Consider the following 13,272-nt stretch of genomic DNA (forward strand, 5'->3'; position numbering starts at 1 on the left):
GTCTATGTTCGTTCCTTTCAGATACGTTTAATCACCGACAAATGATTCTTTCACCCGCTTCCAGAATGGAAATGGACGGAACCGCGCAAAACGAATCTTTTCATCTGCCACTCGACATTGAATGGATTTAACTTTTTTATGTACAAGCGAATAATGATCAATCGTAATTTGGAGATCAACATCATTTAACGGCTTTAACAAGCATGTATGATGTTGCGGTAAGACAAGCGGTGAACCGACCGTGCGGTACACCCGATTATTGATTGATGCCATTTCCGCAATCTGTAAGGTCGCAAGCGACGGATGTAAGATTGCACCACCCAATGCTTTATTATAAGCTGTACTTCCGGAAGGAGTTGAAACACATAAGCCATCTCCACGAAATGTCTCAAATAACTCTCCTTTGATGGATACGTTCGAAACTAATGAACCTTCAACACTTTTAACTGTGCATTCATTTAAAGCCAAATATCGCTCCGACTTTTCATCACCAAAATGTCGGATCACAACTTCAAGAAGAGGATATTCAACAACTTGAAATGGTGTTTTTGCAATATGTATGATTAGTTTTTCAACCTCTTCTGGCATCCAATCGGCATAAAAACCTAAATGCCCCGTATGAATGCCCACAAAGCAGGTCGCATCGAGACGGTGAGCGTAATCATGAAAGGCTTGTAATAACGTCCCATCACCACCAACGGTAACGACAATATCAGGTTCATCCTCATCAAAGATTAATCCAAACTCATTAAGATAATTTTTTATTTTTTGCTGTAACGCATTTGATGTCTCGTCTCCTCTAGACGTAACCGCATAATGCATGTATCATCATCCCATCTTTATCATTCATTCCATTATCACTTCGTTCTTGACTTATGTTTTCCCTTGTTCTTCCTGCTTACGAATAATAATTCGCTGTGCTTCCTTTACTTCATCACGAATTTGTGACATCTCTTCATCTAATTTAAACGCAGCTTCAGCCGCTCGTTGCAAGCGATCCTTCACATCTTCTGGAATTTCCCCGCTATATTTATAATTAAGCGAATGCTCTATTGTTGCCCAAAAATTCATCGCTAATGTCCGGACTTGCAGTTCAACGAGAATTTTCTTTTCACCAACAATCGTCTGAACGGGATACCATAGTACAAGATGGTACGATCGATAGCCGCTTGGCTTTTTATCCATAATATAATCGCGCTCTTCGATGATCTCAAAGTCACTGCGCGATCGTATAAGTTGGACGATTGTTTCAATATCTTCAACAAATTGACAGACAATTCGAACGCCTGCTAAATCTTGCATTTCATCTTGCAGACAATCGAGGGGAATGTTCTTTCTCTTTGCTTTATCGAGAATACTTGAAATCGGTTTAACCCGTCCCGTTACAAATTCAATGGGTGTGTGCTTAGAAGACATTTGGTACTGCTCACGGATGCCTTTTAATTTAATTTTCAATTCCTCAACCGCTTGTTTATACGGGGCTAAAAACACATCCCAATTACTCATTTGAACCACCACCGCATTCATTAATCATCAGTACAACCTTGTTTATATATAAATGGCTATTACTTTTGTTTACAAGAGCCCTCGTCACTAGTTATCGTATGTATCCACCTTGCAAAAAATTAGTAACAAAACTCTCGCTAGTTTATGTATATTGAGAAGATTTATTTTAAGAATTGCTCCTCAACACTAGCAACCATCTCTTCGCCATAATTGCTGTTCCCCTCAATATTTTCAATCAGATAATCAAGCTCTTGCAAAAAAGTTGTCAACTCTAATGACTTCTCGTCTGTCCCCATAAGCACTACGGTAGCTTCGTTTTGACGTGCTAATTGAAGTTCTGACCATATCTCTTTTGGTAGACTTAAGTAAACGAATTGGTTATCTTGCTCTAACAGATAAATGAATGCTAGCTGGTCTGAATCTGCAAGCATCTGCTCACCCGCCTGCATATCTGCTAATGGCACCTGTGCCTCAAGCTTTAATGTAGTAGCAACTGTTTCTGCTTTTTTAACCTCTATCTTTTTCATTGTAATGACCTCCTCATAAATCAATACTATCTATTTCTTCCATTAGTTTACCACAAAATCGGATCATGAAAGAACTAAAAAACAAGCAATGAATTGAGTGCGTCCCTATCCTATGACATAATAAAGAAAAGCAATTGACGCTTAGAAGCGGTCAATTGTAGAATCATCTTGTTTGTTCATTTTAACTACAGTTACCTGTTACACTTAATTAAAGGAGTGCACTTGATGAGCCAAGAAATTGAAATTGAAGTTAAAAATTTGATAACCACAACAGAATTTAATCGCATCGTTACTGCATTACAATTAAAATCCTCTGATTTCAAACAACAAATCAACCACTACTTTGATACAGCTGATTTTTCATTAAAGCGACACCAAGCAGCTCTACGAATCCGCGAAAAGCACGGTCAGGCCATACTCACACTAAAACAACCCCACTCCGTCGGCTTATTAGAAACACATCAACAACTCGAACACAGTGAGGCGATCCATGCGATTGAAACCGGACAATTGCCTGATGGAGAAGTCGTCAAACAAATCAACGATTCCTTCCCTATCAATCTAAATGATTTATCCTGTCTCGGTACATTGACGACTGATCGAGCAGAGCTTCCATACGCAGATGGTCTCCTCGTCATTGATAAAAGTACATACCTGTGTATTACTGACTATGAAATTGAATATGAGGGAAAAGATGAACAAGTAGCCAAGCAGACATTCAGCACGTTTTTAAGTGAGCAGCAAATTCCCCTTCGAAAAACAGATAATAAAATTGCTCGTTTTTTTAAGGAAAAGAAAAATCAGGAAAAAGATGCAAACATTGAATAAGTACACACTTTTTGAAATTGTATCGTTATCAAAGCTTTGCTATAGTAAAAGAAGTATAGTAAAGAGGTGACGACCATGAATGTGACACTGTTTCAGCAACTCGCTGAAGTACAAGCATTACGTAATTTTCGTTCATCAACACCAAGCTCACCATCAACCTTTCAATCGATGTTTTCGACGATGTTGAATCAAACAGGACAGCCCCCGACTATCCATGGGCATGCTCTCATGCAGCCTCTACATGGAAAAGCGAACACGACCGCACACCCAACGTTAGCTACTGAGACGATGAAACAGCCGTTAACAGATTTGAAGGCAACTCTTGATAGTAGAGCCGAAAAGTTTCAACCGCTCATTAAATCAGCAGCTAAGAAGCATGGAGTTGATCCAAACTTAATTTATGCAGTCATTAAGCAGGAATCAAACTTTAACCCAAATGCCAAAAGCCATGCCGGTGCAAGCGGACTGATGCAATTAATGCCCGCGACAGCTCGTAGTTTAAATGTCGGAAACATCTTTGATCCTCAGCAAAACATTGATGGTGGCACGAAGTATTTACGACAAATGCTCGACCGCTATGATGGAGATATCAAGCTTGCCTTAGCAGCTTATAACGCAGGCCCCGGAAATGTTGATAAATTTGGTGGCATCCCACCATTTAAAGAAACGCAACATTATGTTCCTACTGTCTATCAAACGTACATGAGTATCTAGACAGCGGCATAAACTCTGGTAATATTAAATCCCGTCACATCATTTTTTTGTTCATACAAGTTGTCCTAAAAGGAACCACGTCCCTTTTTCGACAACTTTTTTCATGCAAACAGATTATTTGCTGTTATATAAAACGCTTGCTAAAATGAATGTAAATGAACTAAAGGAGCTTTTAGTATGAATTCACATGAACAAACACCATATGACCTAGTTGGTGGAAATCAAACCATCGAAAAGCTTGTCGATGCTTTTTATCATAGAGTAAGTCACCATCCGGATCTTGCACCAATATTTCCTGATGACCTAACAGAAACAGCACGCAAACAAAAGCAATTTTTAACTCAATTTTTAGGTGGTCCAACGTTATATTCTGATGAGCATGGCCACCCAATGCTCCGGGCCAGACATATGCCATTTAAGATCACGCCTACTCGTGCCACAGCCTGGTTAAACTGTATGAAGGAAGCTATGGATGAAGTGGAATTACATGGACCACTGCGTGACCAAATCTTTAGTCGCTTAACCTTTACTGCCCACCATATGGTTAATCATCCTGATGATTCTGAATAGAAAGGGGAATGACCATGGCATCTAATGAAAAAACGTCGAATTGCGACAATCAACTAGGGTTTTGTGGTCCAGGTCTTCAATCATCAGAAACGCACCAAGACACGCGTAGCAAAAAACCGCTTGAAATTTACACATTTATTGATCCGCTTTGTCCAGAATGCTGGGCAATTGAACCGATGGTAAAAAAGTTACAAGTTGAATACGGAGATTATGTAACCATCAAATATTTTGTTAGCAGTAACCTTGAAACGTGGAATTTATGTCAGTCAAAAGCGAAAGGCTCAGCCAAGAATAAGAGCCTTGCTGAAATCTGGGAGCGAACAGCTAGCCGCACTGGGATGTCTTGCGATGGCGACCTTTGGCATGAAGACCCCATTTCTACGCCTTATATTGCATCGGTCGCAATTAAGGCAGCTGAAATGCAAGGAAAACAAGCAGGAACAAGGTTCTTACGTAAATTAAGAGAGTCTTTATTTCTAGACAAGAAAAATATTACAAAACAGTCCGTGTTAGTGGATTGTGCCAAGCAAGTCGGCTTAGATGTGCAAGAGTTCAATCGAGACCTACATTCTCAAGGCGCAATAAAAGCACTTCAATGCGACTTAAAAACAACAAAGGAAATGGAAGTTGATTACGTACCCACATTTGTTTTCTTTAACGATTGTGTTGAAGATGCTGGTCTGAAAGTAACTGGCTTTTATCCATTTGATATTTATACCCAAGTGATCCATGAAGTTCTTGGATTTGCTCCACCACGAGCTACTAAGCCTTCAATTGAACATTTTATGCAGCAAAACAAATTTGTTGCAACGATTGAAGTTGCTGTTGTTTATGATATCAGTATTCAGGAGGCCGAACGTAAACTTAAAGAATTAGTTCTCAAACAAAAAGTTGAACTTGTCCCTGTAAAATATGGAACATTTTGGCGTTATGTAAGCTAAGGTCTCTATTTTAAACAGCCATCACTTGAATACGACTAAAAGAGATTGGAGCTCAATTCCAATCTCTTTCCTATACACAAACACAAAACACGAAATTAGCCTCACGTAAGGATGCATATGTTTAAAAGCAACACCATCAGTTAACAGCTAACATACATCCGATTTAACTGTTTTTATATGCATTCGTCGTAGCTTGTGTCTGTTGGACTTTTTGTTGTGCCTGTTGAACATCCATTTCTTCTTGTTTCAATTGTTGCTGTGCTTGTTGTAGCTCTTGTTGTTCCGCTTCAACCTGTTGCTGAGCATTAAGCAATTGTTGTTGCTCTGCTTGCAATTGCTGCTGTGCCTGTTGAACTTTTTGCTGAGCTTGCTGTAACTCTTGCTGTTGTTTTGGAGTTGAGGCTTGAATATTTTTTAACTGTTGCTCTACCTGTTCAATCGCTTGTTGTGCTTGTTGCATTTGCTGTTGATTGACAGTCGTTTGCTGAACGGCTTGTTGTGCTTGTTGTACAGATTGAGTGGCTTGCTGTAATAGCGATTGTTGGTCTTGTTGTGTCATATATATCCCTCCAATAATCATATTTAGGTACGACCTACCCAATCATTATCGTGCTCATTATGATTCTTTCTATGCTATCACTCGATGGTCCGAAGCTAAGAAGAACGATCTTTTGTTAATTCAGACCATATTATTCCCCCCCTTAGAGAGACCCCGAAAAAAATTCAAACAACCATTGACTCCCACCCATTCGTTATTGTCGAACTAGTCTTAATAAACAATCACGTTCATATACTAAACACGAGTAAGCGTCTGGGGGTGATACAGATCTATAAGTTACTTACGATCATCGGTATCATTTTTACAATCATCAGTTTTTGGATTTTTGTTTTGAGTTTAATGCACTTCTTTCCCATTCTATTAGGAGGACCGATATTATTTGCATCCATTCTATTTACAGTGTTTGTCTTTAACGAACGTCATCGCTTCCGCGGCTTCGGGTGACCAGAATGCCCTTCAACTTTGTTACTGACCGCTGCCCCTATCCTTTCCATTCTTTGATCGCAATTGCTTACAAAAAAGATCCACCTGCACGATGACGTGCAAATGGATCTTTTATTCTTTCTATTCATCTAACAGCTGTTCCATTTCATTTAATGTTTCCTCAAATACCGATAATGCTTGTTTGATTGGATCTTTCGTCGTCATATCAACGCCAGCCTTCTTTAAGACCTCAATTGGATAATCTGAGTTTCCTGCCTTCAAAAAGTCGATATAACGTTCCACCGCTGGCTGCCCTTCTTCGAGGATTTGCTTAGACAACGCTGTCGCTGCACTGTAACCAGTCGCATATTGGTAGACATAAAAATTATAATAAAAATGCGGGATACGGGCCCATTCTAATCCAATTTCGTCATCGATCGTTAATTCATCACCGAAATATTTCACATTCAAATCATAATACGTTTTCGTTAACAACTCAGGTGTTAGTGCTTCTCCAGATGCTGCTTTTTCATGAATTAACTGTTCAAATTCAGCAAACATCGTCTGACGGAAGACCGTGCCACGGAATCCCTCTAAAAAGTGATTTAGTAAATAAAGCTTCTTTTGTTTGTCATCTGTCACTTTTAAAAGGTAGTCATTCAGTAACGATTCATTTAATGTTGATGCCACTTCAGCAACAAAAATCGTGTAGTCTGCATACGGGAATGGCTGTGTTTCTCTCGTATAATAACTATGAACCGAATGTCCTAATTCATGGGCTAACGTAAATAAGTTATTCACATTGTCTTGCCAGTTTAACAAGATATATGGCATCGTTCCATAGGTCCCTGATGAATAAGCACCGCTACGTTTACCAACATTCTCCTCGACATCAATCCAGCGCTTTTCATAGCCTTCTTTAATAATATTGACATACTCATCACCAAGCGGTGCAACACCTTTTAATACTAAGTCTTTTGCTTCCTCATAACTGACCTCCATCTTCACATCCTTCACAAGTGGTGTGTAAAGATCATACATATGAAGCTTATCAACACCTAACACCTTTTTTCGTAGTGCAACATACCGGTGTAGTAAATGAAGGTGATCATTGATCGTTTCAACAAGCTGATCATAGACAACTTCAGGAATATTATTACTGCTTAATGCAGCTTGACGTGCTGACTCATACTTTCTAACATTGGCATAAAATAAATCACGCTTCACCTGGCCACCGATTGTACTGGCAAACGTATTTTGAAACTTACCATACGTATCATAGACAGCCTGAAAAGCATCTTTTCTGACACGGCGATCATCACTTTCTAAAAAGCGAATCAAACGTCCGTGAGTCACTTCCGCTTCCTCCCCATCCTCATCTTTAATGGATGGGAATTTCATATCGGCATTATTTAGCATCCCAAACGTATTGCTCGGACTTGACATCACTTCACTGGCTTGTGCTAATATTGCTTCTTCTTGTTCACTCAAAATGTGCGGACGTTGCTTACTTAGCTCATCAAGAGCGTGTTCATATAATTTCAACTCTTCTTTTTCTTGTAAGAACGCTTTAATTTTCTCTTCAGGAATCGCCAAAAGTTCTGGCGTGATAAACGATGAGGCCTGTGCGGCTTGAGCCGCTAAACTAGCTGCACGATCATTTAAACCTTGATAAAATGAATTTGTTGTATCTTGATCATAGCGCATATGCGCATATGTATAAAGCTTACCAAGGCGTTTTGAAATCTCATCTTGATACGTTAATGCCTCATAGAGCACATCTGCACTTTCAGATAGTTTTCCTTTGTACTTTGTTACGCTCTGTAGCATCGCTTTAACGTCTGTAAATTCAGACTCCCACTTCTCATCCGTTTCAAAAATGGCCTCTAGATCCCACGTTTTCTCAACTGGAATTTCATTTCGTTTCGGGAGTTTTTTTTTCGCTTCTTGTGTCATCTAACACACACCTCCAGGATTTCTCTCACATCATATGTTGTAATTGTTCATACTATTTCTCTTTATAATAAAATTCGAGAAAAACGATCCTATTCCTTTATGTTTTCCATCTTTTATTTAGCAAATGTATGGGAGATTAGTTGTAAGCATGCCAGGTCGACATTAATTGCTCATCTTTTTTTAATGCATGTGGCAACGTAAGGGGGATTGTTATTTCTTTATTTTTAACATAGACTTGCTGATCTACATGAGAGAGCAGTTCTATTTTTATTAACCAATCGAGATAAGCTAGCAAGGCAGCTGAATAATGACCATTAACCTGAGGGAAAACTCTTTGTTTTAACTGTTGATTCGTAAGCATCGGCTTAAAAGCGTTAGAAAGAAGACGAAAATGAAAAGGTTTACCTATGGGCTGATGCTGTAAAAACTCAAATAAGATCCAGCTTTGCCAAAGATATGTGGGGGTTTCAATCAAATAATGAAAATCTGTCGGCCATCCGGCCTCAGGTGGGTAGAGATTCGGAGAAATGTGTTGATTAAGAAACATCTGTTTAATAGAATACGGAATTCGTAAATGATTACGCGGGTGTTGGTAACGCCAATGTTTTTTTATTGATAACCAAGATGGGTTCACCGTTGAGGATCGCTGAGGAGGAATAGCTGGCCCTTGAAGTACTTGTTGGAACGTTAGGCTAGGTAGTGAATGGACCCGTAAGTGCCCTGTCGCTTTTGTAATCGAATAAGGAGTTAATTGCGAGAGGATAACGAAGGCTTTATCAAGAGGTGAGAAATAAGTAAGAAAAGGTGAATCTGAGTGTTGATAGTTCCTAGCTGTCAGCCACTCAAATCGGCTGAAAGAAAAGGTCGATCGTCCTTGCCTTTTTAACCGTTTACCGGCAAGAATCCAGATTGGAGTAATCCCGGCATTAAGATAACCAAACGTTCTTTTCCTCAATTGTTCCTCACTGAGCGAGGAAGCTTGATATTCAATCGCATAAAACTGTTCCTCATGTTTCACGAGTAAATCCGGGCGTTGATTCAAACGTTTCAAGTAAGGTTCTAAATAAATACGTAACCCCTGAGCTGCTAACCATTGAAAGAGCAACACTTTGCCTCGAATATGATCGGCCGACTCTGGTTCGATATCAACTTGACATGCACGCTCTTTTTTATGAGCAAAATGCCATTTCCTTATGGGGCCTAAACGTAATTGAACCGGCCCCTGACAAACAGGACATATAAACAATTGTTCTTGCCTTAACCGCTGTAACTCACATTTTTGCCAACGGCTAACTAAAGAAATTCTCAGACCGAGCGACGTTTGTGCTACGAGCATGACACCCTCTCCTTTACTTAGAGTTGATGTATTATTCGCCCTTGCCGCACAATAATCCTTTTTGTTTACGAATTTTCATATAAAATTCGTAAACAAAAAGCCGATTTCATTGAAATCGGCTTTTATATCACATTTCCGCAAAGTTTTCACGGAGAACATCCAAAGCATTTTCCGCAATGATACTCTTACCATATTCTTCAATCCGATAAATCGTAATATCTGACTCCTGGCCAAACTCTAAGATTTGACTTAACATGTTGTCTTGTTCATCCTCTGTATAGTCATCTTCAAAGACAACATAGAGATAATACTTCCCTTCAAAATGGTAAAGCTTATTGACAAAGTCACGACTTGTAAAACTATGACTTAACGAGATTAGGTGCTCAAAATCTTCAAAACCAATGACCAATTCAAGTCTCTCATCTTCTTTAGTATGAGCCGACTTCGATTTTGAATGAGAAAACTGTTCGTCTAACATATCAACAATGTTTTGATCGACAGGTAAATCCGTCTCTTTTTCATTACCAAATGGAATTTCTAATTTTACATTACCATCAGAAATTTGTCCTCGTGTCACAATGATCTCTAATCCCTTATCAAGGGCTTGCACTTGGATCCACAGTGGTCCTTCAATTTCGAAGTTTTCATCCTGATCTGTGGCTTCACTCATCATCTCAAAAAACAGTTCTTCACCGCGTTCGCGATTGTACCAGATTTCGTTACGATCGAATCCTCTTTCTTCGATATCTTTATATGTGATATAAAACTTTAATGTCGTTTCATTAACTCTTTCTATTTCCATAGTCCTCTCTCCCTCCAATAAAATCTTAAGCTTGGTGAAAGGAATATACACTTTCCCAAATTTACATTCCTCATTCAGTGGTTTGCCCTCCTAATCATCTTGCACCGAAAATGACTAGTCCGCTTTTGGTTCTACTATTTTCAACTATATATATCTTTATACTGCTATTTTATGATAAATCGACTTAGAATGGAAATTAAAACGCGGACAATTCGCTTATTTTTTTTAAAACATCTTTCCATTTTATCCATTATTTTTTTGTTCTGTTACCTACTCCCTTATCGTACATATATAGAGACAAGGCCCTCATTCAGTATATGTTAGCTTCAATATTAAATATTAATTTTCCTATATTAACTTCATATTGTCAATGATATAGACATGCTATGTCAAGAGTTTCACCAAAATAGACAAACGAAATGCTACATAAGGAGGAACATAATGTTACATGATTGATTTGGAATTTATTCTTGCCTTCCTAACCATTGTCGGAATAGATATCATTCTCGGTGGTGACAATGCGATCGTTGTTGCTTTAGCTTGTCGCAAACTGCCACAACATCAGCGAAATAAAGCAATTGTTATCGGAATCTCACTAGCTTTAATCATTCGAATCTTATTAACATTAATCGCTGTTCAACTCTTACAAATTCCATTCTTACTTGCGATCGGTGGAGCCCTACTTATCTTCATCGCCTATCACTTACTAACAGACAAAGAAGACAGTCATGATGTTGAAGGTGGAACAACCTTATGGTCAGCCATTAAAGCCATACTCATCGCTGATTTCATTATGGGCTTCGATAATGTGATAGCCGTAGCAGGTGCAGCACATGGAAATATGATTCTCGTTATTCTTGGACTCCTTATTTCTGTACCAATCATTATTTGGGGAAGTAAGTTGATTCTCGTTTTGTTTGAACACTTTCCGTTTATTATTTACATTGGCGCTGGAATTCTAGCATTTACAGCCGCTCGGATGATTTCCCATGAAGAAATGCTCGCTCCATTGTTTGCAAGCCATCCGCTATTACTATATAGCTTTCAAGCGATCGTTGTCTGCGGTGTTTTACTTGCTGGATGGCTATCAAATCAACAGTCGAAAAACCTAACAGCTTAACATACCACTCGCACTAGTTTTGGCTCAAAAGAATCGTTTTTCACTAGCAAACAGTTAATTGAGAATGTCCGTTAGGTAAACGACACTTTATCAAACGGGCATTCTTATGAAAAAAGAGGGCGGGTCAAAACTAGTTGAACTATAAAAAACAACCTTTTGTCCCAGCCTCTATGAAAAAAACTTCTACAAAGATAATTGTAGAAGTTTTTATATTAATTCACTAAGCGCTGTGCTTCTTGTAAATGGAACGTGCGCACTTTTCGTGGTAAAAAGCGGCGAATCTCCGCTTCATTATACCCAACCTGAATACGCTTTTCATCAAAAATAATTGGTCTACGCAATAAACCAGGATTTTCGCTCATTAATTTAAATAAGCTTTGTAATGACATGGATTCAAGTTCAACATCTAAATCTTGAAACACCTTCGAACGTGTAGAAATAATCTCGTCCGTACCGTCTTCAGTCATACGGACAACTTCCTTCACTTCTTCAATCGAAAGCGGTGAAGCAAAAATGTTTCTTTCTTGAAACGGAATCTCATGCTCTTCTAGCCAAGCTTTAGCTTTACGGCATGACGTACAGCTTGGTGAAGTTAGTAGGGTTACCATCTAATTGGACAACTCCCTTCAAAGTCGTAAATTTATTTGCGAACTACATTCATTTTCACTTTACATTTAACATTATACAATAATTATTCTAAATTGAATAGATGATTTTAGAAAATAAATGTACTCAACCATTTTTAAAGAGCCATTAAATGACCTCCGTAATTCTTTACCACATGAGATATAAAAATAAACATCAAGATGCAGATGATTTTGATTGAGTGATAGGACCTCGCCTTGGGTAGGATTTCCAACCTTTCACATTCTTTTTTAGCAACTCCTTCAATAACTCACGTTTCTTTTTCCGCTTCTTTTCATTATTTTTCATTACCTTGACTCCCGGTGTGCCGTTCGTTTGTATCAAACGTTAGCACATCATCAACATCACCGTAGGACTCCCCATAAAGCTGTTTATCTTTGTACGTATGGATCGTTTCATATGTCTTCTTCATTTTTTCATAAATACTTTCTTCCGACTCATTTTCAGGTGACCAATACAAAATTTCTAATTCATTAATTTCATTTGTCGCCAATGAACGCCGTCGGTAACCGATAGATTCCGCATGGTGGAACCCTTCGCGCGTATAAAACTTCATTCGCTTTTGTGTGTCGGTATCCTCATAATCTAATGGTTCAACCTCTAAAATAATCGGCTTGCCACGCTTTTTCAATTTCTGAAGTAACTTCTTACCAAGGCCTTGTCCTCTGGCATCCTTTGAGACAAACAGGTAGTCAATAAAAATAAAATCATCCATCTCAACATACATCATGACATGGTTTGGACCTTCATCCTTAAAATAAATATCAGATTTTTCTTTTAGTAAAAGCTCCATATGCTGCTTTGACTTCATTTCCTCAATCGGAAAGTACTGGTTCAACTTTTCATACCAATTCATTTATATAAGACCTCCATCGGATGTTCTCCTTCTAGTATATGCGTAAATCAAAATAAGTTAAACAACCGGGAAGAAACCAACTGAAATCCCTTTCAATTTCATCTGACATTCGGTAAAATGAAAAGAGGGGATATCAATATTGTTGGTAAGGAGGTTATCATATGGGGGCTTTCGTTATTGATTTTGCAATCCTTGCAGTTTTAATCATAGTTATTACTGCATTAAATGGCGTAGTGACCAGTGCGATTGGCCGAAAAGTATTTGGTGGTTCAAATGTTCACCGTTTTACAGACCAATCTGCAGCAACCAAAGCAGGTTGGAAAAAGGTGCCAAATAGAAATTGAAGGCTTACATAGCTCACAGGGCTGCGAGACTAGTCATGACTTCTCACGTCCTACATATCTGGGGTGACTGTCATGTCACAGGCCGCCCTGTTTTATCAGAAAAAGGTGCCAAACGGGTATGACCATACCTGTTTGGCACCTTTTG

The 13,272-nt window shown here is 38.7% G+C and carries 16 protein-coding genes; 7 read left to right on the top strand and 9 right to left on the bottom strand.

Annotation, left to right across the window (positions count from 1 at the left end):
- Positions 1 to 27: 27 nt before the first annotated feature.
- From KH400_RS09820 to KH400_RS09830, 3 genes are all read right to left on the bottom strand, one after another.
- Positions 28 to 822, bottom strand: a complete 795-nt coding sequence (locus KH400_RS09820; protein WP_217224288.1) for an NAD kinase — start codon at positions 820 to 822, stop codon at positions 28 to 30.
- Positions 823 to 873: 51 nt separating this feature from the next.
- The gene (gene yjbM / locus KH400_RS09825) at positions 874 to 1,506 is read right to left on the bottom strand and encodes a GTP diphosphokinase (protein ID WP_217224289.1); all 633 of its coding nucleotides are present in this window, start codon (positions 1,504 to 1,506) and stop codon (positions 874 to 876) included.
- 161 nt (positions 1,507 to 1,667) lie between these two features.
- The gene (locus KH400_RS09830; protein ID WP_217224290.1) at positions 1,668 to 2,033 is read right to left on the bottom strand and encodes a UPF0738 family protein; all 366 of its coding nucleotides are present in this window, start codon (positions 2,031 to 2,033) and stop codon (positions 1,668 to 1,670) included.
- Positions 2,034 to 2,258: 225 nt separating this feature from the next.
- On the opposite strand from KH400_RS09830, the gene KH400_RS09835 reads away from it, so the two are divergent.
- From KH400_RS09835 to KH400_RS09850, 4 genes are all read left to right on the top strand, one after another.
- Positions 2,259 to 2,861 carry a CYTH domain-containing protein gene (locus tag KH400_RS09835; RefSeq protein ID WP_217224291.1) on the top strand — a complete coding sequence of 201 codons (603 nt, stop codon included), beginning with the start codon at positions 2,259 to 2,261 and terminating at the stop codon, positions 2,859 to 2,861.
- A 75-nt stretch (positions 2,862 to 2,936) separates the two neighbouring features.
- The gene (locus KH400_RS09840; RefSeq protein WP_217224293.1) at positions 2,937 to 3,575 is read left to right on the top strand and encodes a lytic transglycosylase domain-containing protein; all 639 of its coding nucleotides are present in this window, start codon (positions 2,937 to 2,939) and stop codon (positions 3,573 to 3,575) included.
- Between the two features lie 177 nt (positions 3,576 to 3,752).
- A complete protein-coding gene (locus KH400_RS09845) occupies positions 3,753 to 4,145 on the top strand; it encodes a globin domain-containing protein (RefSeq protein ID WP_217224296.1) in 393 nt (130 codons plus the stop codon).
- 14 nt (positions 4,146 to 4,159) lie between these two features.
- Complete coding sequence (locus KH400_RS09850; protein WP_217224298.1) at positions 4,160 to 5,086, top strand: ClpXP adapter SpxH family protein; 927 nt, start codon at positions 4,160 to 4,162, stop codon at positions 5,084 to 5,086.
- Between the two features lie 163 nt (positions 5,087 to 5,249).
- Here the strand turns inward: KH400_RS09850 and KH400_RS09855 are convergent, their stop codons facing one another.
- Positions 5,250 to 5,645: a hypothetical protein gene (locus tag KH400_RS09855; protein WP_217224299.1), complete on the bottom strand. Its 396-nt coding sequence runs from the start codon at positions 5,643 to 5,645 to the stop codon at positions 5,250 to 5,252.
- 258 nt (positions 5,646 to 5,903) lie between these two features.
- On the opposite strand from KH400_RS09855, the gene KH400_RS29425 reads away from it, so the two are divergent.
- Positions 5,904 to 6,089: a hypothetical protein gene (locus KH400_RS29425; RefSeq protein WP_498067630.1), complete on the top strand. Its 186-nt coding sequence runs from the start codon at positions 5,904 to 5,906 to the stop codon at positions 6,087 to 6,089.
- Positions 6,090 to 6,209: 120 nt separating this feature from the next.
- Here the strand turns inward: KH400_RS29425 and pepF are convergent, their stop codons facing one another.
- The 3 genes from pepF to mecA all read right to left on the bottom strand — a co-directional run bounded on the left by pepF (position 6,210) and on the right by mecA (position 10,162).
- On the bottom strand, positions 6,210 to 8,024 hold the full coding sequence (gene pepF / locus KH400_RS09860) for an oligoendopeptidase F (RefSeq protein WP_217224301.1): 1,815 nt from the start codon (positions 8,022 to 8,024) through the stop codon (positions 6,210 to 6,212).
- 136 nt (positions 8,025 to 8,160) lie between these two features.
- On the bottom strand, positions 8,161 to 9,360 hold the full coding sequence (locus KH400_RS09865) for a competence protein CoiA (RefSeq protein WP_217224303.1): 1,200 nt from the start codon (positions 9,358 to 9,360) through the stop codon (positions 8,161 to 8,163).
- Positions 9,361 to 9,487: 127 nt separating this feature from the next.
- Entirely contained in the window at positions 9,488 to 10,162 is a 675-nt protein-coding gene (gene mecA / locus KH400_RS09870) for an adaptor protein MecA (RefSeq protein ID WP_217224305.1), read from the bottom strand.
- Between the two features lie 451 nt (positions 10,163 to 10,613).
- Here mecA and KH400_RS09875 point away from each other — a divergent pair, with 451 nt between their 5' ends.
- On the top strand, positions 10,614 to 11,282 hold the full coding sequence (locus tag KH400_RS09875) for a TerC family protein (RefSeq protein WP_217224369.1): 669 nt from the start codon (positions 10,614 to 10,616) through the stop codon (positions 11,280 to 11,282).
- A 212-nt stretch (positions 11,283 to 11,494) separates the two neighbouring features.
- Here the strand turns inward: KH400_RS09875 and spxA are convergent, their stop codons facing one another.
- The gene (gene spxA, locus KH400_RS09880; protein ID WP_217224306.1) at positions 11,495 to 11,890 is read right to left on the bottom strand and encodes a transcriptional regulator SpxA; all 396 of its coding nucleotides are present in this window, start codon (positions 11,888 to 11,890) and stop codon (positions 11,495 to 11,497) included.
- Between the two features lie 314 nt (positions 11,891 to 12,204).
- Positions 12,205 to 12,783: a GNAT family N-acetyltransferase gene (locus tag KH400_RS09885; RefSeq protein WP_217224308.1), complete on the bottom strand. Its 579-nt coding sequence runs from the start codon at positions 12,781 to 12,783 to the stop codon at positions 12,205 to 12,207.
- A 161-nt stretch (positions 12,784 to 12,944) separates the two neighbouring features.
- Here KH400_RS09885 and KH400_RS09890 point away from each other — a divergent pair, with 161 nt between their 5' ends.
- Positions 12,945 to 13,127, top strand: coding sequence for a hypothetical protein (locus KH400_RS09890; protein WP_217224309.1), 183 nt, complete (start codon positions 12,945 to 12,947; stop codon positions 13,125 to 13,127).
- Positions 13,128 to 13,272 lie beyond the last annotated feature (145 nt).

Source organism: Desertibacillus haloalkaliphilus (assembly GCF_019039105.1).
GTDB lineage: Bacteria > Bacillota > Bacilli > Bacillales > KJ1-10-99 > Desertibacillus > Desertibacillus haloalkaliphilus.